Below are 25,444 nucleotides of genomic sequence, written 5' to 3'. Positions count from 1 at the left end.
TGCCAGAACAATAGCCTGCCGGGTATGCTCAGGACAACTGCCTTAACGGAATGAAAACCATGGAAACACGCGCTATTCCCCGACGGCTCGCCTTCACCGCGGGCGGTCAGCAACTGATCAACTGGGGGATCTCTTTTTATATGCCCGGCACCTTTGCCGGGGCTATCGCCGCCGACAAAGGATGGTCCTTGCCGCAGATCTATCTCGGCCTGACGCTCGCCATGCTGATGATGGCCGCTGTTTCTCCGTTCGTTGCCAGGCTGCTGGCTCGCTTTGGCGGAAGGCTGGTGGTCACCAGCGGAACCTTACTGATAGCCGCCAGCTGCGCCATGATGGCCTGGCGCCCTTCGCTGGCCGGCTGGTACGGCGCCTGGCTGCTGACCGGCATCGGCATGCGGCTTTCGCTGTATGATGCGCTGTTCGCCACAGTGGTGAATCTGTACGGTCAGCAGGCGCGGAAAACTATCTCTCATATCACTCTCGCTGGCGGTCTGGCCTCTGCCCTCTTCTGGCCGCTGGGCGAGGCGTTATTAACCATCATGCCCTGGCAGAATGCCTTGCGGATCTATGCGCTGTTTGGCCTGCTGAGCGCATGGCTGAGTTATCAACTGCCTCGCCAGCGGCTCAGTTCACCGGCGAAATCACCAGCCTCGCAAGCGACAGCAGAGGGCGACCGGCGTAACGGGGCGCGTTACGCGATCTTTATTGCGCTGATCACCTTCATCTCTAACGGCACCTCCACCCATCTGCCGGAGTTTATCAGCCACTTTGGTCTGCCGGTTGCCGTCGGTATGCTGTGGGGATTCGGCCAGACCGGCGCCCGGCTGGGGGAAGTGCTGGCCGGTCCCCGGGTCACCCCACTCACGCTGACGCGTTTTACCGCGCTCGCCATGCCGCTCTGTTTTCTCCTTGGATTGAGCAGCACGGCTTATGCCGGATGCGCAGCCGGGTTTGTGCTGGGCTATGGCGCGATTAACGGGCTGGTGACGATTGTCAAAGCAACGCTACCGCTGGCGCTGTTTAGCGCAGAAAGCTATGCCTGCCGCACCGGTATCCTGCTAATCCCCGGGCAACTGATGGCGGCTGCCTCACCCTTTGCCTACGCATGGCTGAACCACCGGCTGGGCATTATCGGCGGAATGTGGGTGTCCACCGGGTTAACGTTGATCGTTGCCGGACTGGCGCTGGCGATGGTGCGCGGGGCGGGCAAGGCACAGCCGGGCAAATTTCCCGCCCTTCATCCGACGGCGGCAAAAAATGGGCCAGCTGAACATCTGCCGGAACCGCAAACGGGGAATTCACAGGGAAACCTCACCCTGCCAGATAACCTTCTGGGACGACGGGATTGAAGGGATGTCTAAAGTAAAAAACCCTCTGTAAAAACAGAGGGTTTCGTTTCATTCAGCTAACGACGGGGATCATTCCCACTCAATCGTTGCTGGCGGCTTACCGCTGATGTCATACACCACGCGGGAGATACCGTTCACTTCATTGATAATGCGGTTAGAGACGCGGCCGAGGAAATCATACGGCAGGTGCGCCCAGTGCGCGGTCATAAAGTCGATGGTTTCCACCGCACGCAGGGAAACGACCCAGTCGTATTTACGCCCATCGCCCATCACGCCGACGGAACGAACCGGCAGGAACACGGTAAACGCCTGACTCACTTTGTTGTACAGGTCAGCTTTGTGCAGCTCTTCGATGAAGATAGCGTCCGCACGACGCAGCAGGTCGCAGTACTCTTTCTTCACTTCGCCCAGCACGCGCACGCCGAGGCCCGGGCCCGGGAACGGGTGACGGTAGAGCATATCGTACGGCAGGCCCAGTTCCAGACCGATCTTACGCACTTCGTCTTTGAACAGCTCACGCAGCGGCTCAACCAGCCCCATCTTCATCTCTTTCGGCAGGCCGCCCACGTTGTGGTGAGATTTGATGACGTGCGCTTTACCGGTAGCGGAAGCGGCAGATTCGATAACGTCAGGGTAGATGGTACCCTGCGCCAGCCATTTGACGTCGTCCAGCTTCAGCGCTTCTTCGTCGAACACTTCCACGAAGACGCGGCCGATGATTTTACGTTTCGCTTCCGGATCGTTCTCGCCTTTCAGCGCGTCGAGGAAGCGCTGCTCGCCTTCGACGTGAACAATGTTCAGGCCAAAGTGGTCGCCAAACATGTCCATCACCTGCTGCGCTTCATTCAGACGCAGGAGGCCGTTATCCACGAATACGCAGGTCAGGTTTTTGCCGATGGCGCGGTGCAGCAGCATCGCGGTCACGGAGGAGTCCACGCCGCCGGAGAGGCCGAGGATCACTTTGTCATCGCCAACCTGCTGGCGGATACGCTCGACGGCGTCGTCGATGATTTTCGCCGGAGTCCACAGGGCTTCGCACTGGCAGATGTCGCGCACGAAGCGCTCCAGCATACGCATCCCCTGACGGGTGTGGGTGACTTCCGGGTGGAACTGCACGCCGTAGAAGCGTTTTTCTTCGTTGGCCATAATGGCAAACGGGCAGTTGTCGGTGCTGGCGACGGTGACGAAGTCAGACGGGATGGCGGTAACTTTGTCGCCGTGGCTCATCCACACGTCCAGCAACGGTTTGCCGTCCGCGGTCAGGGAGTCTTCGATACCGCGCACCAGCGCGCTGTCGTTAACCACTTCAACCTGCGCGTAGCCAAACTCACGCTCGTTAGAACCTTCCACATGGCCGCCCAGCTGCATCGCCATGGTCTGCATGCCGTAGCAGACGCCAAATACCGGCACGCCGGCTTCAAACACATACTGCGGCGCGCGCGGGCTGTTCTCTTCGGTAGTACTTTCCGGGCCGCCGGAAAGAATGATGCCGCTTGGATTGAATTCGCGGATCTGTGCTTCTGTGACATCCCACGCCCACAGCTCACAGTAGACGCCCAGCTCACGCACGCGACGCGCCACCAGCTGAGTATACTGAGAGCCGAAGTCGAGGATGAGAATGCGATGTTTATGAATGTTTTCCGTCATTGACGCTAATTCCGAGGCAAGTGAAACAGAGTAAATAAATCGCCCGACGCTAGGTCGGGCGAAGAAATCAGGAGCCCAGACGGTAGTTCGGGGACTCTTTGGTGATGGTCACGTCGTGAACGTGGCTTTCCTGAATGCCCGCACCGCTGATGCGTACGAATTCAGCTTTGGTACGCAGCAGGTCAATGGTACCACAGCCGGTCAGACCCATACAGGAACGCAAACCGCCCATCTGCTGGTGAATAATCTCTTTCAGGCGACCTTTATAGGCCACGCGGCCTTCGATACCTTCCGGCACCAGTTTGTCAGCAGCGTTATCGCTCTGGAAGTAGCGGTCAGAGGAGCCTTTAGACATCGCGCCAAGAGAGCCCATGCCGCGGTAGGATTTGTAAGAACGGCCCTGGTAGAGTTCGATTTCACCCGGGGATTCTTCGGTACCCGCCAGCATAGAGCCGACCATCACCGCGGCCGCGCCGGCAGCGATGGCTTTGGCGATATCGCCGGAGAAACGGATACCGCCGTCAGCGATAACCGGAATACCGGTCCCTTCCAGTGCTTCCACCGCGTCGGAAACGGCGGTGATCTGCGGCACGCCCACACCGGTGACGATACGGGTCGTACAGATGGAGCCCGGGCCGATACCCACTTTCACCGCGCTGCAACCGGCTTCCGCCAGCGCGCGCGCGCCTGCACCGGTGGCCACGTTGCCGCCGATGATTTGCAGGTCCGGGTATTTCGCGCGGGTTTCACGAATGCGCTGCAGGACGCCTTCAGAATGACCGTGCGAGGAGTCGATCAGCAGAACGTCAACGCCCGCGGCTACCAGCGCGTCAACGCGCTCTTCGTTGCCGGCACCGGCGCCGACCGCCGCGCCTACGCGCAGACGGCCCTGCTCATCTTTACAGGCATTCGGTTTACGTTCTGCTTTCTGGAAATCTTTAACAGTGATCATGCCGCGCAGGTGGAAGCTCTCATCCACGACCAGCGCCTTCTCAACGCGTTTTTCGTGCATCTTAGCGAAGACCACCTCGCGGCTTTCGCCTTCACGTACGGTAACCAGACGCTCTTTCGGGGTCATATAGACGCTGACCGGCTGGTTCAAATCGGTGACGAAACGCACGTCGCGGCCAGTGATGATACCGACCAGCTCGTTCTCTTCGGTAACCACCGGGTAGCCGGCGAAGCCGTTACGCTCGGTCAGCTCTTTCACTTCACGCAGGGTGGTGGTTGGCAGAACGGTCTGCGGGTCGGTGACCACGCCGGACTCATGTTTCTTCACGCGACGAACTTCTTCCGCCTGGCGCTCGATGGACATGTTTTTGTGAATAAAGCCGATGCCGCCTTCCTGTGCCAGGGCAATAGCCAGACGCGCTTCCGTTACGGTATCCATGGCTGCGGAGAGCATAGGAATATTCAGACGAATGGTTTTCGTCAGCTGAGTGCTGAGATCGGCAGTATTCGGCAGAACGGTAGAATGAGCGGGAACGAGGAGGACGTCGTCAAACGTCAGGGCTTCTTTAGCGATACGTAGCATGGGCAATATCTCGACCAGGGTGGATAAATATTGCCGTGGCATTATACAGAGCGTAACCGATTGCATCTACCCTTTTTTGCAAATAATACTTGCCATCCCCTCTGAGCGCGTTACTATCGACTGAATAACCTGCTGATTTAAAGTTTGATCTTGCTCACATGTTACCCTCTCAATCCCCCGCAATTTTTACCGTAAGCCGCCTCAATCAGACGGTGCGTCTGCTGCTTGAGCGCGAAATGGGCCAGGTTTGGATCAGCGGCGAGATCTCTAACTTCAGCCAGCCTTCTTCCGGCCACTGGTACTTCACCTTAAAAGACGATAACGCCCAGGTGCGCTGCGCGATGTTCCGCAACAGCAACCGCCGGGTGACGTTTCGCCCACAGCACGGGCAGCAGGTGCTGGTTCGCGCCAACATCACCCTGTATGAGCCGCGCGGCGACTACCAGATTATCGTCGAAAGCATGCAGCCCGCCGGCGAAGGGTTATTACAGCAGAAGTATGAGCAGCTCAAAGCGCAGTTAACGGCGGAAGGACTGTTCGAGCAAAAACATAAGCAGGCGCTCCCCTCACCCGCCCACTGCGTCGGCGTCATCACCTCGAAAACCGGTGCGGCGCTGCACGATATTCTCCATGTTCTCAGGCGCCGCGATCCCGGGCTGCCGGTGATCATCTACCCAACCGCGGTCCAGGGTGACGACGCCCCCGGGCAGATTGTGCGCGCCATCGCGCTGGCCAACGCGCGCCAGGAGTGTGACGTACTGATTGTCGGACGCGGCGGCGGTTCGCTGGAGGATCTGTGGAGTTTTAACGATGAACGGGTGGCACGGGCTATTTTCGCCAGCCAGATCCCTATCGTTAGCGCCGTCGGCCATGAAACCGACGTCACGATCGCCGATTTTGTTGCCGACCTGCGAGCACCGACTCCCTCAGCCGCCGCGGAGATCGTCAGCCGCAATCAGCAGGAGCTGCTGCGCCAGCTGCAGTCCGGACAGCAGCGTCTGGAGATGGCGATGGACTATTTCCTCGCCAGTCGCCAGCGCCGTTTTACCCAGCTGTTCCATCGCCTGCAGCAACAGCATCCGCAGCTGCGCTTGGCCCGCCAGCAGACCGCCCTGGAACGCCTGCGCCAGCGGATGCGCATCGCCGTGGAATCGCAGCTTAAGCGCGCCGAACAGCGGCAAAAGCGCACCGTTCAACGTCTGGATCACTACAACCCGCAGCCACGGATCCACCGGGCGCAATCGCGGATCCAGCAGCTGGAATACCGGCTGGCGGAAAATATGCGTGGCCGCCTCAGCGAGCGGCGTGAACGGTTTGGCAACGCGGTGACCCATCTGGAGGCGGTGAGTCCCTTAGCCACTCTGGCGCGCGGCTACAGCGTCACCTCGGTGAATGACGGTACGGTGCTAAAGCAGACAAAACAGGTCAAAACCGGCGATCTGCTCACCACCCGCCTGAAAGACGGCTGGGTCGAAAGCGAAGTGAAGCAGATCGCGCCGGTGAAAAAAACGCGGGCCAGAAAGCCTTCACCCGCTAAACCAGCGGAATAAATTCCACCCGTTTTTTCGAGATCAGGCCATGCCCATGCTGGCAAAAGTAATCCACCGCGCCGCACGCCTTGAGCACCTCCAGCGGCTGGTGGCATTCCGGGCAGCGGGCCTCGAGGGCAAATACCCTTTCGCACTGGGCGCAATGCGCGCTGCTGCCTTTGACATCTAACGGCGCGTGGCACAGAGGGCAATCAAGTTCCATAACCATTCCTTTCAACGTTTATCTGCACCTATTTTATCATGTTCCGGGTTTAATGAGGGCCGCGTAATTGCTGCTGTAGCCGGAGCAGCCATTCCACTTCCTCAAGCCGACGTCGCGTCAACCCGGCCACGCTGTCGGGCGCCCGGATAAACAGATTATCCGCGCCGAGGATCTGCTCATCGAGGCAGTGCGAATAGATCGTCCCGGGGCGGGTCCAGCGCTGGATCCGCTCGCCGTCGTGCAGCGTCACCACTTCGCCCTCAGGGGAGCGGTCGAGGATGAGGATTCGCCCGTCCCGCAGCCCTATCCGCATTCCCTTTTGCCCGCCCGCGGGGCCCGCGTATTTGTTTAGCCAGATATTAAGCGGGATAGTTCCGAGGGTTCCCTGCAGATGCGCCTCCCCCTCTGCGGTGACCGTATCCCCAGGGGCAATGTCATGGCCGAGTCGGTCTTTCGCCACCCGAAGGGAAAGGCTCAGCGCCGTATCGCTTCCGCTGGCGTGCAGGGTTTCGCGGAGCATCGCCAGGACATGGGTGCCGATATCAAGGATCACCCCATCAGGGTGACGCAGCTGCCGGGTATCCAGCTCCCCGGTGGCAAAATTGAGCGCGACCGGCTCTCCGGCAGCGTTAAAGCCGCTTGGCTCCTGTAAATAGCCTTCGAGCCAGACGATATCCTGCGCTGACAGGTTCGGCGGAGGCAGGCGGCTGGCCTCCCCTTCCGCCCGCCACCGCGGGCCAGGAGCGTTCAGCGCAACGCCTCGCGCCATCCAGTGGTCAAGTGCCAGCACCCGCGCGGCCTGCTCAGGCGGCGCCAGCAGCGCCCGCAGCCGGGCGGCCTGCTCAAGGTTGGCCACGATCGGCTTTTCCACCACGATGCGGGAAATGCCGCTGGCTAACGCCCTCTCCAGCACGGGCAGATGCTGAAGTGATGAGGTGGTAATGAAGAGCGTATCCAGAGGTTCGGCCAGCAGTGCCGACAGCGAATTACAGCGCTGGATCCCCGGCAGCGCTCTGCTGCTGTCCAGATCATAGCCATGGCAGCTGTCAATACGGTATCCCAGGCGACGCAGCGCCGGTAAATAGGCGGTTTCCACCACCGCGCCGAGGCCGATAAAACCAATCTGCATAGTAAGTCCACCTTTGAGCCGCTCTGTTCCCCGCGAAGTATCGCGGGATTATGGCGGAAGGTTTTGACATTTACCGGCATGGCGGCCACAAAAAACCCGCCGAAGCGGGTTTAATGATTATTTGCTTTTCTTGATGTGCTTGATCAAGCGCTTACGTTTACGCATCTGGTTCGGCGTCAGGGTGTTGCGCTTGTTGGCGAACGGGTTTTCCCCTTCCTTGAACTGGATCCGGATTGGCGTACCCATCACGTCCAGGGATTTACGGAAGTAGTTCATCAGGTAGCGCTTGTAGGAATCCGGCAGATCCTTCACCTGGTTACCGTGGATCACCACGATAGGCGGGTTGTAGCCCCCGGCGTGGGCATATTTCAGCTTCACGCGACGGCCACGCACCAGCGGTGGCTGATGATCTTCCGCCGCCATGTTCATGATCCGGGTCAGCATCGCGGTGCTTACGCGGCGCGTAGCGCTGTCGTAGGCTTCGCGTACCGATTCAAACAGGTTGCCTACGCCGCTGCCGTGCAGGGCGGAGATGAAGTGCACCCGGGCAAAGTCGATAAAGCCCAGACGATAGTCGAGGGTCTCCTTCACCTGCTCCTTCACTTCCTGACTCAGGCCATCCCACTTGTTGACAACGATCACCAGCGAACGACCGCTGTTGAGGATAAAGCCCAGCAGCGAGAGGTCCTGATCGGAGATCCCTTCGCGAGCATCGATCACCAGCAGCACGACGTTGGCGTCTTCAATCGCCTGCAGCGTTTTGATCACCGAGAACTTTTCCACGACGTCGGTGATTTTCCCGCGCTTACGTACCCCGGCGGTATCGATGAGCACATATTCACGCTCGTCACGCTGCATCGGGATGTAAATACTGTCGCGGGTGGTGCCCGGCATATCGTAAACCACCACGCGATCTTCACCGAGGATGCGGTTGGTGAGGGTTGATTTACCGACGTTAGGGCGTCCAACAATCGCCAGCTTGATCGGCAGATCCTGCGGATTGAAGTCGTCCTCCGGCTCTTCTTCCGCTTCACCATTCTGCTCGGCTTCGAATTTTGCCCAGTATTCGGCGTCTTCATCCACCTCTTCCTGCGGGCTGATCTCATCCACCCATGGCAGCAGGGCCTGCTCCAGCAGGCTGGTCACGCCGCGGCCGTGCGAAGCAGCGATAGGATAGATATCACCCAGGCCTAAGGACCAGAAGTCCGCCATCGCCTGGTCGACATCGATGCCGTCGGTTTTATTGGCCACCAGGAAGGTGGGCTTTTCACGAGAGCGCAGATGTTTAGCGATGGCGATGTCCGCCGGCATCAGGCCTGCGCGCGCATCGACCATAAACAGCACCACATCGGCCTCTTCGATAGCCAACAGCGACTGCTCCGCCATCCGGGTTTCCACGCCCTCTTCCGTACCATCAATACCACCGGTATCGATACAGATGAATTCGCGGCCTTCGACTTCGGCCCGACCGTACTTACGGTCACGAGTCAGCCCCGGGAAATCCGCAACCAGCGCATCACGAGTGCGCGTCAGGCGGTTAAAGAGCGTGGATTTTCCAACGTTAGGGCGCCCGACAAGCGCGACCACAGGTATCATGTTAAATGCCTCATACAATCACTAAGCAACATCGTCTTAACGACGTTTTTAAAAAAGTCAAAACGGCCCCTGTCTGCCAGGGGCCGTTTCTTAATCATTCACGACAGCGGTAATTAACGCGTAATAGCGTACAGCGTACCGTCTTTCGCCTGGATCAGCAGTCGACCATCTGCAACCACCGGATCGGTCAGGAAGCCGGAACTATCGACTTTCTGCTGTGCCACAAAATGGCCATCTTCCGGATTCACCCAGTGCATGTAGCCTTCGCTATCACCGACGACCAGATTGCCATTATACAACACCGGCGCGGTCAGCAAACGGTGCAGCAGATCGCTTTGCGTCCACAGGGTCACACCACCATCGGTGGTCAGTGCCAGCAGGCGATCGTTCTGGTCAACCAGGTAGATACGGTTACCATCGACGATGAAATCATTCACCGAACCCAGCTCGCGTTTCCACATAATCTGGCCGCTACGCAGGTCCAGCGCGGTCAGGTTACCGTTATAAGCCAGCGCATAAACCACACCGTTAACGATGATCGGCGTCGTGTCGACGTCGTTCAGGCGGTCAATTTCCGTCGGGCCGGTGGCCGTAGAAATACGCTGCTGCCAAATCATCTGCCCCTGCTGCATCAATACTGCACTGACGCGGCCGTTGTCGCCTCCGACGATCGCCGCGCCATAAGCGGTCGCAGGCGCAGACTCGCCGCGCAGGGAGAGTGCCGGCATATCGAGGTTAACGGTCCACTTCACGGCACCATCGGTCTCATTCAACGCCTGCAGCTGGCCGTTACTGGTATGCACCAGCACCATGCCATCGCTCACCACCGGACGCGACAGCGCCTCGCCAGCAACGCGGGTTTGCCAGGCAACGGTACCATCGCTGGTATTCAGCGCATACAGCTGCGCTTTCTCACTGCCAATATAAACATGGCCGCCAGAGACGGTCACACCGCCGGAAAGCAGCGCTGGCACGCGCGAGAACCAGCCATCTTTCTCCGCCAGGTTCACAGACCACACCTCTTTGCCGTCGTCCGCGTTCAGCGCTTTGACGGTGCCTTTACGGTCAGCAGCATACACTACGCCGTCGGCGAAGGCCGGATGAAGGTTAGAGTAAAATTCGCCGATACCATCGCCAACCGAGGTGCTCCAGGACGTGGACGGCGTAAACTGGTTTTCTACCGTCGGCAGCGGTGACATTTTCACCACATCTTCTTCGCTATTAAACAGCGAACACCCGCTCAGCAAGGTAACGGAAAGCAGCCCTGGCAAAAGTAATTTACGCAATTGCATCGAGTCCCTCTCAGATGGACAAATTATTCATTTTCATACGCATCATTTCGCTGAGCGCAGGAGAAGCATCGCTTTTCACGCCAGCTTCCCACGCCGCACGGGCCCCTTGCTTATCGCCTTTGCTCAACAGAATTTCGCCGCGCAAATCGGCCACAATGGCGGTCCAGCCCTCACCTTTGATGCTGTCGAGGGTTTTCAGCGCCGCATCAGCCTGTTTCATCTGCAGCTGAACGCGGGCAAGACGCATGCTGATAACCGATTTCAGGTTATCATCAGACGCGGCCGCCAGCCCCTGCTGCAGCTGCTTTTCAGCGTTAGGCAGATCGTTCTGTTCAACAAAATGCTGTGCCAGCTCGAGAGAGGCGAAGGCGCCGTAGGTATTTTTATTGTCAGCCGCGAATTTCTCCGCCCCTGACAGTACTTCTGGCGTATTCGATTTCAGCGCGGAAGTCGCCTGTTCGTAAGCCAGAGACGCGTCTCTGGCCGTATCCTGCTGATGGGAGGTCCAGTAGCGCCAGCCAACCAGCGCGCCAATCCCTAAAATCACCCCGACCGCCAGCGCTTTGCCGTTTTCGGCAAAGAAGCGCTTCAGCGCATCGACCTGATCGTTCTCGTTGTTAAAAGTTTCCACGCAGTCCTTCTCCTGACTAATAATTCCCGGGAGATTAACCCAGAAGTGTGCGCAAATGCGCGGCAACGCTCTCCTGCGTTACGGTAGTTTGCTCACCTGAGCGTAAATCCTTCACTACCACGTTTCCGTCAGCGATCTCTGACTCACCGACCACCAGGGCGATACGGGCGCCCCACTTATCGGCGCGGGCAAACTGCTTCTTAAAGTTGCCGCCGCCGTGGTTGGTCATCAGCTTGACGCCGGGCAGCGCATCGCGAACCTGCTCAGCCAGACGCATTGCAGCAGACTGAGTATCGGTCCCGGAGGCTACCAGGTATATATCGACAACAGGATCGGCTTTAAATTCCGGATTCACTGCCTGGACCAGTAAAACAAGACGTTCCAGCCCCATAGCAAAGCCCACGCCCGGGGTGGCACGACCGCCAAGCTGCTCAACCAGACCGTCGTAGCGGCCGCCGGCGCAGACGGTGCCCTGGGAACCGAGGCTGGTGGTTACCCACTCGAACACGGTACGGTTATAGTAGTCGAGGCCGCGTACCAGACGCTGGTTGACGGTGTAGCGGATCCCGGCATCGTCGAGCAGCGCGCACAGGCCGGCAAAGTGGGTTTTCGACTCTTCGTCGAGGTAGTCGCCGAGCGCCGGCGCGTCGTGCAGCAGCGCCTGCACGTCCGGGTTCTTGGAGTCCAGCACCCGCAGCGGGTTGGTGTACATCCGGCGTTTGCTGTCTTCATCCAGCTTATCGGTAAACTGCTCCAGGTAAGCGACCAGCGCGTCGCGGTAGTTGGCACGCGCTTCCAGCGAACCGATGGAGTTCAGCTCAAGGCTGACGTGATCGGAGATGCCCAGCTCACGCCACCAGCGCGCGGTCAGCATAATCAGCTCGGCATCGATGTCCGGGCCCTGCAGGCCAAACACTTCGGCGCCGATCTGGTGGAACTGGCGGTAGCGACCTTTCTGCGGACGCTCGTGGCGGAACATTGGCCCGACGTACCACAGACGCTGTTCTTGATTGTACAGCAGACCATGTTCGATGCCGGCACGTACGCAGCCCGCCGTCCCTTCCGGACGCAGCGTCAGGCTGTCGCCGTTGCGGTCCTCAAAGGTGTACATCTCTTTTTCAACCACGTCGGTCACTTCGCCGATCGCGCGTTTGAATAACGGGGTCTGCTCTACAATCGGCAAACGGATTTCGCTGTAACCGTAGCTACCGAGCACCTGCTTCAGTGAGCCTTCAATGCGCTGCCAGAGAGCGGTTTCGCCCGGCAGATAATCGTTCATGCCACGGATGGCTTGAATGTTCTTTGCCACGTTTATTCTCTTTATATATACAAAAATGAACCCCGGCGCCTTGCGCCCGCAGGTTCAATCATACACGGGAAGCGTATCGCTTCCCAACACGTTATTTTGCTTCAAGCTGTTGAACGTCAATACGACGGGCTTCATCGAGCATCGAGGCTTTGGCACGAATACGCGCTTCCAGCTGGTCGATCATGTCGTCGTTGTCCAGTCGATCTTTACGCACGCCGTCTTCATAAAGGCCGCTTTTCTTGTTGCCGCCGGTCACGCCGAGGGTGGAGACCAGCGCTTCGCCCGGACCATTCACCACGCAGCCGATGATCGAAACATCCATCGGGGTGATGATATCTTCCAGACGCTGCTCCAGGGCGTTGACCGTACCGATAACGTCAAACTCCTGACGCGAGCAGGTTGGGCAGGCAATGAAGTTAATGCCGCGAGCACGAATGCGCAGGGACTTGAGGATATCGAAGCCGACCTTGATCTCTTCCACCGGATCCGCCGCCAGCGAGACGCGCAGCGTATCGCCGATCCCCTCGGATAACAGCAGGCCCAGGCCGATCGCGGACTTCACCGCGCCGCTGCGTGCCCCACCCGCTTCGGTGATCCCGAGATGCAGCGGCTGATCGATCTGTTTCGCCAGCAGGCGATAAGACTCTACCGCCAGGAAGACGTCGGAGGCTTTAACGCTGACTTTAAACTGATCGAAGTTGAGGCGATCGAGATGATCGACGTGGCGCATAGCAGATTCGAGCAGCGCCTGCGGCGTCGGCTCGCCATATTTTTCCTGCAGATCTTTTTCCAGCGAGCCGGCGTTGACGCCGATGCGGATAGGAATGTTTTTATCGCGTGCGCAGTCCACAACCGTGCGAATGCGCTCTTCGTTGCCGATGTTGCCCGGGTTGATACGCAGGCAGTCAACACCGTATTCGGCGACTTTCAGCGCGATACGGTAGTCAAAATGGATATCGGCGACCAGCGGGACGTTGACCTGCTGTTTGATCAGTTTGAACGCTTCGGCGGCATCCATCGTCGGAACAGAGACGCGGACGATGTCCGCGCCGACGCGCTCTAACGCTTTGATTTGGCTTACCGTCGCGGCCACATCGGTGGTACGCGTATTGGTCATTGACTGGACGGCGATGGGGGCCCCATCGCCAATTGGCACATTACCAACGTAAATACGTTTAGATTTTCTACGTTGAATCGGAGCCTGGTTATGCATGAAAAATCTCCCGCGTTACCCGTCTGTTACTGCGCCGGTGATTGTTCGGCATTGAGGGTCAGACGCGCAACCTGGTTAGTTCTGATAAAACGACTCAAATCGACTGGCTTGCCGAGGAACTGGATCTGTACCGCTGCCGGGGCGCCAATTTTCAGTTTATACGGCGCCTGACCGCTCAGGTTCAGGTTGCCGCCTTTACGCTGCAGGCCGCTGAACAGTTTTTTACCGGTGGCATCGCTCACTTCCAGCCAGCAGTCGGCGGAAAAGTTCATCACCAGATCCTGTGCCGACGCCGCTGGGGTCGTGACGTTCGCCTGATCGGTCGGTAACGGCGAGGCCGGCGTTGCCGGGGTCGTCGGGGCCGTTCCGGCGGTATCGACATTAGCCTGAGAAGGTGCCACGACCGCGTTATTGTCCGCTGGCGTCTGAGCCGGGGCGCTGGTGGTCGGTGTGCTGGCGGTATCGGTTGGCGCGCTGTTCGCGGCGCTATCGGTGCCTGAGTCTACCGGCGCGCTGGTATCCAGCGGCACGTTCTGGCTGTTGGCGTCACCGCCGTTCAGCTCAGCGGAAGACTGATCGGCCATGGTCGAGATCTCTTCCTGCTGCGCCTTATGGTCTTGCCACCACCAGGCACCGCTCAGGCCGATAACCACAAACAGCACCAGCCAGGTAAAGCTCATCAGCCAGCCATCGCGCTTTTTGCGACGCTTGCCTAAAGAGAAGCTCTGCATTGGCGCGACCTTTGCCGCACGGATAGGTGCTTGCTTGGCCATCATCGGCAGCAGTTCTTCTTCAGGGATATGTACGAGGCGAGCGTAGGAGCGGATGTAACCGCGCAGGAAGGTGGAGGCGAGGTCGGCAGGTGCCTTATCGTCTTCAATATCACGAACCGTGGACACCTTCAGGCATAAGCGTTCGGCCACCGCTTGCTGGCTAAGTCCGAGTTGTTCGCGGGCGTGACGCAAACGCGCGCCCGTGGTGTTTGCTTCTTGATGATCTTGAGTGGCTTCAGTATTCATTCGCTACAACTACTGGTACGTGAAATTTAAAGTTCAGCGCGGGAAAACGCCGGCGCCGCGAGACATCTGTGGTACGTCAGCCTCACAGTATAGGACTGTCAGGCGCGCGATCACAGAGACGAATCAAAATTGAATGCTAAGCGGTTGTTGTGCCGCTACATACTGCCTCAAAGTCGACAAAAACGCACCGTAATTATTAACTGAATCAGCGTATTTCGCCTGGTTATTGGTCATAAATATGACCCGCGCCGCCTGTGCTGCACGGGTCATCATTTGTCAGACCGCTTTTACGTCAATCGCTTCACCCTGCATCCGCTTACGCAGCGTGCGCTTGGTACGGTCAATAACATCGCCCGCCAGCTGGCCGCAGGCGGCATCAATATCGTCACCGCGGGTTTTACGCACGATGGTCGTAAATCCATATTCCATCAGGACCTTGGAGAAACGGTCGATGCGGCTGTTGGAGCTACGGCCGTAAGGCGCCCCCGGGAAGGGGTTCCATGGGATCAGGTTGATCTTGCACGGGGTGTCCTTCAGCAGCGCCGCCAGCTCGTGGGCGTGCTCGGTACCGTCGTTGACGTGATCCAGCATGACGTACTCGATGGTCACCCGGCCCTGGTTGGCGTTGGACTTCGAAATATAACCACGCACCGAGTTGAGGAAGGTCTCGATGTTGTATTTTTTGTTGATCGGGACGATTTCGTCACGAATGGTGTCGTTCGGCGCGTGCAGGGAAATCGCCAGCGCAACGTCGATCATATCGCCGAGCTTATCCAGCGCCGGCACCACGCCAGACGTCGACAGGGTGACGCGACGTTTGGAGAGACCAAAACCGAAGTCATCCAGCATGATTTCCATCGCCGGGACGACGTTGTTGAGGTTCAGCAGCGGCTCGCCCATGCCCATCATTACCACGTTGGTGATCGGACGCACGCCGGTGGTCTTCACCGCGCCGACGATTTTCGCCGCGCGCCAGACCTGGCCGATAATTTCGGACACACGCAGGTTGCGGTTAAAGCCCTGCTGAGCGGTGGAGCAGAATTTACATTCCAGCGCGCAGCCTACCTGTGAAGAGACGCACAGGGTGGCGCGGTCTTCTTCCGGGATATAGACGGTCTCGACGCGCTGATCGCCAACGGCGATCGCCCATTTGATGGTGCCGTCGGTTGAGCGTTGCTCTTCCACCACTTCCGGGGCACGGATCTCAGCGACTTCTTTCAGTTTGCCGCGCAGGACTTTGTTGATGTCGGTCATTTCATCAAAGTCGTCGCAGCAGTAGTGATACATCCATTTCATCACCTGATCGGCGCGGAAAGGCTTCTCGCCCATGTTTTTAAAAAACTCGCGCATCTGCTGACGGTTTAAATCCAGCAGGTTGATTTTGGCATCTTTATTCGGCACCGTCAGAGCGGCGGTATCAGGCGTGACAATTTGTTCAGACATAATGTTTTCCGGCCTCGTTATTACACGTTATGGCCCCAGGTGGGTTGAAAAAGAAACGCCCCGGAGAGCGACTGCTCGTCCAGGGGCGCTATATTCTACAAATTCTGGCGCATCATTGCCACGTTTGCACAAAGCAATGATAAAAAATCTGTAACTGACTGCTCAATCCTCTAAGGCTTTTCGATTGTCGCAAGGCGGCAAGCAAGTGACAAATTCGTCGGGAACGAATTTGACCAGCCGTAGGCTGGCCTCCGGTGAGAGGCAGGAGCCTCTCATTAATCCCCGGGAGCATAGATAACTATGTGACCGGGGTGAACGCGCGCAGCCAACGCCGCGACGGTCGAAAAGACGAGGTTTGTATCTCCAAAGTATTTCAGGTCACAGCGAGGCGGCGAGTTCGCAAATCCCCGGGAGCATAGATAACTATGTGACCGGGGTGCGCGAAGGAAGCCAACAATGCTGTGGCGTGAAAGACGCAGGAGATTAGCGAGTGCGCGGGCAAACCTCGCCTTCAGCAAAGAAGAACGCGATTTCGCGAGCAGCGGATTCTACAGAATCGGAACCATGGGTGCCGTTCTCAGTGAAGCTATCAGCGTAGTCAGCGCGCAGGGTACCGGCCAGAGCGTTCGCCGGGTTGGTGGCGCCCAGCAGGTCACGGTGACGCTGAACCGCATTTTCGCCTTCCAGGACGGAAACCACGATCGGGCCGGAGGTCATGAATTCAACCAGACCATCGAAGAACGGACGACCTTCGTGCTCAGCATAGAAACCGCGAGCCTGCTCAACGGTCAGATGCAGCATTTTGGTGCCGACGATTTTGAACCCTGCAGCTTCAAAGCGAGAAAAGATGCTGCCAATAACGTTTTTTGCCACCGCGTTTGGTTTGATGATGGAAAAAGTACGTTCAATAGCCATGATTACCTCTAATTAAATGTTCTGTTGTTGCGCATACGATCGTATGGCCTGGCGCGCATTATAATGAGCAACGTCGGCGATGCCTACGGATGAAGGTAACATTTTGTTAAAATAAGATGAGTATTGGAAACACAAACCGCCAACAACAAATTTACCCTGGTTATTGCAGGGTGAAACTGGCGGCCGCCGTTTGCCCAGCCTCATCCATGACCACCAGCTGCCACTCGCCAGGCTTATCCAGCGTTAGCGTGGTTGTCGCACCGGTGGCATCTAACGGCTGGCCGTTGATAAACCACCAGCGCCGCCCTTCTCCACCGCTGGTTTGCACGGGTAACATCACCCGCGCCTCGCCCGGCAGACGTTTTATTAACGCCCCTTCGCGAATACCTGACAACACCAGCGGCGCGGCATTCTGAGTTTGCAACGGTGGGCACACTTTCGATACCGGCCCCAGACGCGCGCGACGGCGCTCCCTGGCCGGCAGCCACGGTTCCAGCGGCAGCGGCCAGACATCAATAACGACTTCAGTCGCACCCGGACAATCCGCGGCCACCCTTTCCCCTGCTGCGTTGCGCCACACCGGGAAGCGGATCCCGCGCACGCCCTCCTGCCCGGGCAGCAGCAGCGTCGGTGGCTGGCTGGCATCCAGCAGCCAGCTGGCTAAGCGCCGGCGGCAGTTGCTGTCACCGGCCGATAGATCCTGCCCGCCTGGCCAGCAAATAGCCCCGCGGCTCACCGTTTGCGGGCGCGGGTCGACCGGCAGCCCGCCGCGGCTCATCGCCTGGCGCGCCAGCAACAGATTATTGACCTGGTTTAACAGCGGCACGGCGCTGGCGAAGCCAAACTGGCCCACCACCGGCGTACCGTCTGGCCGTCCGGTCCAGATACCTATCAGATATCGCGCATTGAGGCCGACCGCCCACGCATCGCGATAGCCATAGCTGGTACCGGTTTTCCACGCCAGCGGCACCACTTGCGGCAGTGAGGCATCGGGAACCGGTTGCGCTTCGCCGGCCAAAATGCGCCGGACAATCCACGCCGCGCCGGGTGACATCAGCGATCTTTCCACCAGCGGGTCGTCGGGCTTCAGGCGCAGCCGCGCCGCCTTGCCGTGACGGGCAAAGGCGCTGTACGCCGCGACGATATCTTCCAGCCGTGCCCCGGCCCCACCGAGGATCAGCGACAGGTTCGGCTCTGCGCCAGCGGGCAGCGTCAGGGGCAGCCCGGCGTTGCGTAAATTCGCCGCGAAACGTTTGGGCCCGTAGGCTTCAAGCACCTGCACCGCCGGCAGATTCAGGGAGCGCACCAGCGCCTCGCTGGCGCTCACCGGGCCATGAAATCCGCTGTCAAAATTGCCGGGACGATAATCGCTAAAGCGTCGTGGAACATCCTGTAATAACGACGCCGAATGGATCAGCCCGTCATCCATCGCCATCGCGTAGACAAAGGGTTTCAGCACCGATCCCGGCGAACGCACCGCCGAGACCATATCAATATGGCCGAAGCGGCTGTCGTCGGTGATATCCGCCGATCCCACCCAGCCGCGGACTTTCATATCCGTGTGATCGACGACAACAATCGCCAGTGAGCTGCGCGGCGGCAGGCGCGATTTCCAGTTCAGCGCCAGATCCTCAAGCTGCCGCTGGAGCCCGGCATCGAGCGTTGTCGTCACCTTTTCGTCGCGACTGGTCGCCAGCGCCCGGCGTGAAAAAAGCGGCGCCAGCTGCGGCATCTGCCGCGGGAATAGCCATACAGGTTCTTCCATCGCTTCCTGTACCGGCCGTTGCGGCCAGACGCCCTGGCTGACCATGCGCGTGAGGACTTTATCGCGCGCCGCCTGGGCCCGCTGCGGCCAGCGGTCCGGGCGCAAACGACTGGGCGCCTGGGGCAGCACCGCCAGCAGCGCCGCCTCGCCGTAGCTGAGCTGAGCGGGCGGTTTGCCAAGATAAGCCCAGCTGGCCGCGCCGATCCCCTGCAGAGTGCCGCCAAACGGCGCGCGGTTCAGATACAGGGTAAGAATGTCGTTTTTTGACAGATGCCACTCCAGCTGCAGCGCCCGCCATAGCTGGCGTAGCTTGCCGCCGAAGGTGCGCGGATGAGGGTCGAGCAGACGCGCGACCTGCATGGTAAGCGTGCTGCCGCCGGAAATGACCCGCCCGGAGGTTAAATCCTGCCAGGCGGCGCGCAGCACCGCGAAGGGATTGACCCCTGGATGTTTCCAGAACCAGCGGTCTTCATACTGAATGAGCGCCTGCAGATAGCGCGGCGACACGTCGGCGAGAGTCACCGGATAACGCCAGACGCCCTGCGCATCGGCAAAGCGCCAGAGCGGCGTGCCGTCTTCCGCCACCACCACGCGGGCAGGCGTGACGTCCTGCAGCGGCAGCGGCCACAAGCGATCGGCGGCCAGCACCGCCAGCCACAGCAGAAAAATAAACGCCGCCAGCCAGCGCCAGCGGCGTTTTACCCGAGGCAATACGCGCATTTACGGCGTCACGGTAAGCGGGCCGCTGGCCGCCCCGGTTGCCCGCCACTGCGGCACATACATCGATTCCACCTGGGGCTGCGGGACCTGATAAGTGCCCGGCGTTACCGCCCGCGCCAGATAGACCAGCGTCACCGGCTGGCCTTCATTGACAGCGACAGCGGCGACGAAACGGTCGTCACGGAACTCGATATGCTGAATATCCGCCTGCTGCATCTGGTTGAGCAGGTTTTGCACCGCGTCGCCATTCTCCTGCAGGCTGGCGCTGCTGTTGGCCAGATTCTGGTTTTCCAGCTCCAGACCGGCAGGCAACAGATCAACCACCAGCGCGTCAGGCACATTGCGTTTGGCGGTCACCTCCAGCTTCACCAGCACCAGTTCGCCGCTGCGCAACGAGGTCAGCGATTTCTGCTGGCCGTGGGTATCGAAAATAGCGCGTTCAATCCCCAGGACATTACCGCCTGGCTGCGGCGCGCTATGCGGATAGCCGCTGCTGTCGAGACGCAGCCACAGCGGCTGACTGCCGGTATTACTCACCTGCAGCGTCGCCAGCCGATCGCCGTCGAGGTTACGGGTTTGCGCTTTGTCGCCGGCCAGCGGCTCAGCCTGCAGCGAGGTTTGCGCCTGCCAGTTGCCCGGCAGGTCGGCAAGCGTACGTCCGGCAAGGAACAGGGCGTTGGTTTCCTGGGTCGACAGCCAGCGCTGGCCGTAGGCCTCTTCCGACAGCGTGCTCAACAGCGTGTTTTGCACCTCCGGCAGCAACTTGTTCTCTTCCAGCAGCGCCAGCTTCAGGGCGTCATCGCGAAGCGGGCTACCGTAATCGCCCAGCCAACGATTCTCATCCTGGCGCGGGGTGGCAACCGCCAGCTTCATGGCCTCATCGCCGCGCGGCGCATCGCCCATGGTTTTCAGCGCAATGCCGAGCTGCAGCAGCGGCAAGCCGGATCGCGCCCGGTCGTGACGGCTCCAGATTTCACGCAATGCGCCGAGCGGGGCTTTTTGCTGACGCGCCAGCACCAGCGCGGCGTATGCCTGGGCGGCAAAGCGGCTGGCCTGGGCGTCATCGCTGTAGCGCACGGTCATCAGCCCCGGCTCCTGCAGATAGCGCAGCAGGCGTTCGTTACCTTTATTAATGGCGTTGACCGGTACGCTATAGCCCTGCTCGCCCGCGCGGACGAGGAAGTCCATGGCGTAGGCGGTCAGCCAGTACTCTTCCGGCCCCTCTTTATCCCACAACGCAAAGCCGCCGTTTTCCAGTTGCATCTGCAGCAGGCGTGAGATACCAACATCGATTGCCGCGCGGCGTTTTTCATCGCTATCGCCGCTGATGCCCAGCGCTTTTAGCTGCGCCGCGCTGGTGTACAGCGACGGGAACAGGCCGCTGGCGGTCTGCTCAAGGCAGCCGTAAGGATAGGCTTTCAGCTCACGGATATAGCGCGCGAGGTTCAACGGCGGTTTCCCGCTGAGCAGCAGTTGGCCCTGCAGCGTTTGCGGGGCGAACCCCTGGCTCTGCGCCGCCGGCGCCTGCCAGCTTTCGCCGGGCTGTAGCACCGCGCCGCTGTTGACAGTCTGGGCCGGGAACGCCGGACGGACGCCGATTCTCCACTGTTTCTGCAGCGGGGCGAAGGTTTCTCCCGGCAGACTCAGGCCGCTGATAGTAGCATTGACCTGACCATCGCCGAATCCCGCCAGCGCGCTCACCGGTATAAACAGCGTACTGCGCGCCCCCGGCGCCAGTTGCACCGGCGGCAGTTGGCCATCGGTCAAGGTCACCAGCCCGCTGGCGGTAAGATGTACCTGCAGGGTTTGCGGTTTATCGGTCAGATTGCTGAGATCCAGCGCCAGCCGTGTGGTATCGCCGCTGGCGAGGAAGCGCGGGGTGTTCAGTTCGGCGATGACCGGGGCGGCCACCACCACTTTATCTTCACTGCTGCCGAAGTCATCCGCCGTCCACGCCTGGGCCATCACCCGCAGCTCGCCGTTAAAATCGCCAATGGGTAACGTCACCGTGCCTTCGCCCTGATCGTTCAATACCACCGGCTGCGCCTGCTGGGCGACGATCGTCACGTGGTTGACCGGCGGTTTGCCGCCGCGTTTTAACTCGTCGCCATCGCCGCCGAAGCGCAGGCTGGCCACACGTCCCTGCCCTTCGATCACCTGGCCGTAGATGTCATAGATATCTGCGCCGTAACGCTTCTGGCCAAAGAAGGCGTTCCACGGATCCGGGGTAGCGTAATCGGTGATATTCAGTACCCCGCTATCCACCGCCGAGAGCAGGACGTTGACCTGTTTCGGCGCCTCGCCCTCTTTGACGCTGGCTTTCACTTTCACCGTCAGCGGCTGGTTGGGGCGCATTTTGTCCGGCGCTTCCAGCGCCAGCGTCAGGCGGCGGTTTTCATCGCCCAGCGGCAGATGCAGCAGGCCGACCGCGCGTTTCGGCGTCGCCGAGCGGGATTTATCGCCGGGGCGAACCACCAGCGTGCTGAGGTAGAGATCGTGGCGGTTCCAGGCTTTATCCACCGGAATAGACAAATCCATCCCCTCCGCCGGGACGTCAATTTCCTGCCACCACAGCGGCCCTTCGCTGGATTCCACCATCGCGTAGCCTTTACCCGCCGCCGGGGCGGCGATGTGCAGCTTGATGGTGTCGCCCGGTTTATAACTCGGTTTATCCAGCTTCATGGTGACCCGATCAGGACGCGCCGCGCCGGTACCTTCGCTGTTATCCTGCCAGCTATAGCCGGCCCAGAAGCGCACGCTGCTGACCACGTCGTCCGGCCCTTTCACCTCCAGGCGATATGAGCCCCACTCTACCGGGAAGCTCACTTTGCCGGTTTGTCCGGCCTGCAGATCCAGCGACTCCTCGCCCTCCTGCAGATCTTTCTGATCGAACTGCGACTGCCAGCCTTCGCTGTCGGACCAGTTCCAGTAGTAGTCGCGGCGCTCGCGGATCAGCCGTACCTGCAGGCCCGAGACCGCTTTTTTCTCGCCTTTGGCGTCGGCATAGACGATATCAAACGCGGCGTTACTGTTCTCATCGACCACCGGCTGCTTCACGGTGGTATCGGTGCGGTAATCGTAAACGTCCTTCAGCGTAAATTGCGGGCGGATCCCCGGCAGCGCCCCGGCGGGCCAGATCGGCTGCTGTACGGTACGGGTCACCGGACGCCCCCCGGATTCCAGCAGGCTCGCCTGCAACACCACCTGCAGCGGCGAATGGCTATCCTGCCACTGGCTTGAGGTGGTCACTTCGCCATGACCTTTTTCGTCCAGCGTCAGCTGGACTTCATCCAGACTACGGGAGAGGTTTTCTTCCGCAATATCGCCGAACTGGAAGCCCGGCAGCGCAGCGACGGCGTCGCGCAGCGGGCGCAGGAACAGCTTGCCCTGCAGCTGGTTGCCGCTGGCCGGCGCGCCGTAGAGATAAGCGCCGCTGACGGCAAAGGTGACGTCGGCATCCGGCGCGACTGGCGCAGCCTGCGGCGTCAGGTTCAGGGCCATGCGTTCCGGCATAAAGTCTTCGACGTGGAAGTCCCACTCGCGCGGCTGGTTATCGCCGGTGCTGGCGCGAATGTGCCACATGCCGGTAGCCGCGCCGCTGTCGAGCGGATAAGTGAACTGGTACAGACCATTCACCGGTTTGCTCATCACCGAACGGATCACCTGGCCGTCCGGCTGCACCACCTCCAGCTTCACCGGCTGCTCCGCCAGCGGCTTGCCGTCGCTATCGCGCAACAGCGCATTGAGGATCACCGTTTCGCCCGGCCGATAGAGATCGCGCGGGCCAAACATAAAGAACTGTTTGCTAAAACCGGGCGCCCCTGCGATAGAGAATTCCGCCAGATCCAGCGCCGGCAACTTGAGATCGAGCAGCGTCGTCTGCCCCTCTTTACGCGCCAGCAGCAGCGCGGCTTCTTTATCGGTTTGCAGAGTAACGTGGCCCTGGCTGTCGCTTTTCGCCTCCGCCAGGGTCTGCCCTTTGGCGTTGAGCAGCTGGACGTCGATACCAGACTGGGCGGCGCCGTTTTCCAGGCTCTGGGTAAAGACGTCCAGCCGATTGTGGTAGCGATGCGCCGAGACGCCGATATCGCTGAGGGTAAACAGCGTCGCCGCGTTGCTGTAGCTATAATGGCCCGCCGGGTTCATCACCGCCACGTAGACGCCCGGCTGCTGGAGCGGCTTGATATCGTTCAGCGGCAGCAGCAGCTTTTCGCGGGTATTGCGTGCCGGGTTGAGATCGAAGCGGCCGGTATAGACCAGATCCGCCATCTTCAGCAGCTCGTCAGACTCCCAGTTGCTTAACGAGTTACGGTATTCCCACTGGCTGACAAACGCGGAGAGTGATTCCGGCTTAATACGGAAGAAATTGACATCGACATTGTCGACGTTCAGCGCCATCACCGGCAGCCCGGCGACCACGTTGCCCGGCAGCAGCGAGCCGCGGCTGGCAAACCCAACGCTCGGTGCGATATCGCGGGTGGTCAGGGTCTTCTCAAACGGTTTGTCGAGCGTGGCCTTGTTCAGGGCGGTCAGCGTCGGGTCGACCGAGACAATCAGCTCGCGCTTTGGCTCAAGGTGACGCAGACGCAGCTCTTTCAGATTCGGCGCCAGTTCCCAGGCACCGTCGACCTTACCGCTTTTCTTGTCGACCAGATGCACGCTGCGGGAGAAATCCTGGTCCGGCTGCAGCGGCACGGAAAACGTCAGCACCAGGGTCGCGGCGCCATCCAGTTGCACCTCCGAGGCGTCGAGCAGCGTCAGCGCTTTGCCCTGGCTTTTTTCCGCCAGCGCCGCCAGCTGGACGCGGTCCGGTTTTGCCGTCGCGCCTGGGTTGCTATCCGCAGCTGGCGCCGGGGCCGTGGCCTGCGGCGTACCGCTGTCATCACACCCGGTTAATGAAAATGCGGTAAGGAGCGCCAGTGACAGCGCCGCTAAACGAAATGGTTTCATCCTTCTAACCCCTCGGCCGGTGGGCCTGATGCAAATTATCACTTTTTATTATGCGTTAAGGCGGCACTTCTCAACAGTGATGACGCGGGTTTCTGCCGATTAATCAGAAAAGTGCCGTGACGTCGTCCCCACTCTGACGTCCTTAACTTGTCAGCGTGAGATAAAACGCCGACAATTCAGTCATGAATTGTAAAACGGAGGCACCCATGTCCACCTCGTTTTTTGTCGCCGCCGACTGGCTGGCAGAACATATTGATGACCCGGAGATCCAGATTATCGACGCCCGTATGGCGCCCGCCGGGCAGGAGGCCCTGCGCGATATGGCCGCGGAATACCGCGCCGGCCACGTGCCGAACGCGCTGTTTTTCGATATCGAGGCGCTGTCCGATCACACCAGCCCGCTGCCGCATATGATGCCGCGCGCCGAGGCGTTTGCCGTCGCCATGCGCGAGCTGGGCGTCTGCAGCGATAAGCACCTGGTGGTTTATGACGAAGGCAATCTGTTTTCCGCGCCTCGCGCCTGGTGGATGCTGCGCACCTTTGGCGTGGAGAAGGTGTCCATTCTGGCCGGTGGGCTGGAGGGCTGGCGACGTGACGAACTGCCGCTGGAGCAAGGCGTGCCCGAGGTGGCCGAAGGGGAATTCGACGTGCGTTTCGATCCCCAACAAATTAAGCGCCTGACCGACGTCCTGCTGGTCAGCCATGAAGGGTCGGCGCAGATTGTCGATGCGCGTCCGGCGGCCCGGTTTAACGGCCAGGCCGACGAACCGCGCCCGGGCCTGCGTCGCGGGCATATCCCCGGCGCGCTTAACGTGCCATGGACGGAGCTGGTGATTAACGGCGAACTGAAAACCGTCGACGAGCTGAACGACATCTTTTTACGTCAGGGTGTCGATTTTGAACGGCCAATCATCGCCAGCTGCGGATCGGGGGTGACGGCGGCGGTGGTCGTGCTGGCGCTCACCACGCTTGGCGTGAACGGCGTCTGCCTGTACGACGGCTCCTGGAGCGAATGGGGCGCGCGGAGCGATCTGCCGATTGAACCGGCCTCTGCCGCTCCGTAAACACGGCGTGACCGCGGGCCTCCCGTCCCGCGGTCACTAAATAATTTCTGATTTTCCCTCTCCCCTCCTTCTGCTTCTCGCTAAACCGGTTACTCTGTGCTGCCGCAGGGTTTGTA

At 59.8% G+C, this 25,444-nt stretch carries 17 protein-coding genes; 3 read left to right on the top strand and 14 right to left on the bottom strand.

Features of this window, described 5'->3' with window-relative positions; genetic code table 11:
• Window positions 1-59: 59 nt before the first annotated feature.
• On the top strand, window positions 60-1,349 hold the full coding sequence (locus NKJ21_RS23410; protein WP_023323096.1) for an MFS transporter: 1,290 nt from the start codon (window positions 60-62) through the stop codon (window positions 1,347-1,349).
• A 69-nt stretch (window positions 1,350-1,418) separates the two neighbouring features.
• Here the strand turns inward: NKJ21_RS23410 and guaA are convergent, their stop codons facing one another.
• Both guaA and guaB read right to left on the bottom strand, forming a co-directional pair.
• The gene (gene guaA / locus NKJ21_RS23405) at window positions 1,419-2,996 is read right to left on the bottom strand and encodes a glutamine-hydrolyzing GMP synthase (protein WP_008803811.1); all 1,578 of its coding nucleotides are present in this window, start codon (window positions 2,994-2,996) and stop codon (window positions 1,419-1,421) included.
• 67 nt (window positions 2,997-3,063) lie between these two features.
• Entirely contained in the window at window positions 3,064-4,530 is a 1,467-nt protein-coding gene (gene guaB, locus NKJ21_RS23400) for an IMP dehydrogenase (RefSeq protein ID WP_004151980.1), read from the bottom strand.
• A gap of 158 nt (window positions 4,531-4,688) precedes the next feature.
• Here guaB and xseA point away from each other — a divergent pair, with 158 nt between their 5' ends.
• Window positions 4,689-6,080 (top strand): exodeoxyribonuclease VII large subunit, encoded by a 1,392-nt coding sequence (gene xseA / locus NKJ21_RS23395; protein ID WP_023323097.1) that lies wholly within the window; start codon window positions 4,689-4,691, stop codon window positions 6,078-6,080.
• Here xseA and NKJ21_RS23390 read toward each other — a convergent pair.
• The 12 genes from NKJ21_RS23390 to NKJ21_RS23335 all read right to left on the bottom strand — a co-directional run bounded on the left by NKJ21_RS23390 (window position 6,064) and on the right by NKJ21_RS23335 (window position 24,264).
• The gene (locus tag NKJ21_RS23390) at window positions 6,064-6,282 is read right to left on the bottom strand and encodes a zinc ribbon domain-containing protein (protein ID WP_004201901.1); all 219 of its coding nucleotides are present in this window, start codon (window positions 6,280-6,282) and stop codon (window positions 6,064-6,066) included. The genes xseA and NKJ21_RS23390 overlap by 17 nt on opposite strands.
• 49 nt (window positions 6,283-6,331) lie before the next feature.
• Window positions 6,332-7,411 carry a Gfo/Idh/MocA family oxidoreductase gene (locus NKJ21_RS23385; RefSeq protein ID WP_254733244.1) on the bottom strand — a complete coding sequence of 360 codons (1,080 nt, stop codon included), beginning with the start codon at window positions 7,409-7,411 and terminating at the stop codon, window positions 6,332-6,334.
• 117 nt (window positions 7,412-7,528) lie between these two features.
• Window positions 7,529-9,007 carry a ribosome biogenesis GTPase Der gene (gene der, locus NKJ21_RS23380; protein ID WP_008803808.1) on the bottom strand — a complete coding sequence of 493 codons (1,479 nt, stop codon included), beginning with the start codon at window positions 9,005-9,007 and terminating at the stop codon, window positions 7,529-7,531.
• A 113-nt stretch (window positions 9,008-9,120) separates the two neighbouring features.
• Window positions 9,121-10,299, bottom strand: a complete 1,179-nt coding sequence (bamB, locus tag NKJ21_RS23375; protein WP_008803807.1) for an outer membrane protein assembly factor BamB — start codon at window positions 10,297-10,299, stop codon at window positions 9,121-9,123.
• A gap of 10 nt (window positions 10,300-10,309) precedes the next feature.
• On the bottom strand, window positions 10,310-10,930 hold the full coding sequence (locus tag NKJ21_RS23370; protein ID WP_004201892.1) for a YfgM family protein: 621 nt from the start codon (window positions 10,928-10,930) through the stop codon (window positions 10,310-10,312).
• A gap of 34 nt (window positions 10,931-10,964) precedes the next feature.
• Window positions 10,965-12,239 carry a histidine--tRNA ligase gene (hisS, locus tag NKJ21_RS23365; RefSeq protein ID WP_254733243.1) on the bottom strand — a complete coding sequence of 425 codons (1,275 nt, stop codon included), beginning with the start codon at window positions 12,237-12,239 and terminating at the stop codon, window positions 10,965-10,967.
• Between the two features lie 91 nt (window positions 12,240-12,330).
• Window positions 12,331-13,452, bottom strand: a complete 1,122-nt coding sequence (ispG, locus tag NKJ21_RS23360) for a flavodoxin-dependent (E)-4-hydroxy-3-methylbut-2-enyl-diphosphate synthase (RefSeq protein ID WP_008803805.1) — start codon at window positions 13,450-13,452, stop codon at window positions 12,331-12,333.
• Window positions 13,453-13,478: 26 nt separating this feature from the next.
• A complete protein-coding gene (rodZ, locus tag NKJ21_RS23355) occupies window positions 13,479-14,471 on the bottom strand; it encodes a cytoskeleton protein RodZ (protein WP_008803804.1) in 993 nt (330 codons plus the stop codon).
• 276 nt (window positions 14,472-14,747) lie between these two features.
• The gene (locus tag NKJ21_RS23350; protein WP_008803802.1) at window positions 14,748-15,914 is read right to left on the bottom strand and encodes a bifunctional tRNA (adenosine(37)-C2)-methyltransferase TrmG/ribosomal RNA large subunit methyltransferase RlmN; all 1,167 of its coding nucleotides are present in this window, start codon (window positions 15,912-15,914) and stop codon (window positions 14,748-14,750) included.
• Between the two features lie 483 nt (window positions 15,915-16,397).
• Complete coding sequence (gene ndk, locus NKJ21_RS23345) at window positions 16,398-16,829, bottom strand: nucleoside-diphosphate kinase (protein ID WP_004144312.1); 432 nt, start codon at window positions 16,827-16,829, stop codon at window positions 16,398-16,400.
• A 160-nt stretch (window positions 16,830-16,989) separates the two neighbouring features.
• The gene (pbpC, locus tag NKJ21_RS23340) at window positions 16,990-19,314 is read right to left on the bottom strand and encodes a peptidoglycan glycosyltransferase PbpC (RefSeq protein WP_254733241.1); all 2,325 of its coding nucleotides are present in this window, start codon (window positions 19,312-19,314) and stop codon (window positions 16,990-16,992) included.
• A complete protein-coding gene (locus tag NKJ21_RS23335; protein WP_117116421.1) occupies window positions 19,315-24,264 on the bottom strand; it encodes an alpha-2-macroglobulin in 4,950 nt (1,649 codons plus the stop codon).
• 206 nt (window positions 24,265-24,470) lie between these two features.
• Here NKJ21_RS23335 and sseA point away from each other — a divergent pair, with 206 nt between their 5' ends.
• Window positions 24,471-25,328, top strand: coding sequence for a 3-mercaptopyruvate sulfurtransferase (sseA, locus tag NKJ21_RS23330; RefSeq protein WP_012967442.1), 858 nt, complete (start codon window positions 24,471-24,473; stop codon window positions 25,326-25,328).
• The last annotated feature ends 116 nt before the right edge of the window (window positions 25,329-25,444 follow it).

Origin of the sequence: Klebsiella sp. SWET4 (genome assembly GCF_024296565.1) — a bacterium.
Taxonomy (GTDB): Bacteria; Pseudomonadota; Gammaproteobacteria; order Enterobacterales; family Enterobacteriaceae; genus Klebsiella; species Klebsiella variicola.
Note: the sequence above shows the minus strand (reverse complement) of the source record. Positions and strands in the feature narration are given on the sequence as shown.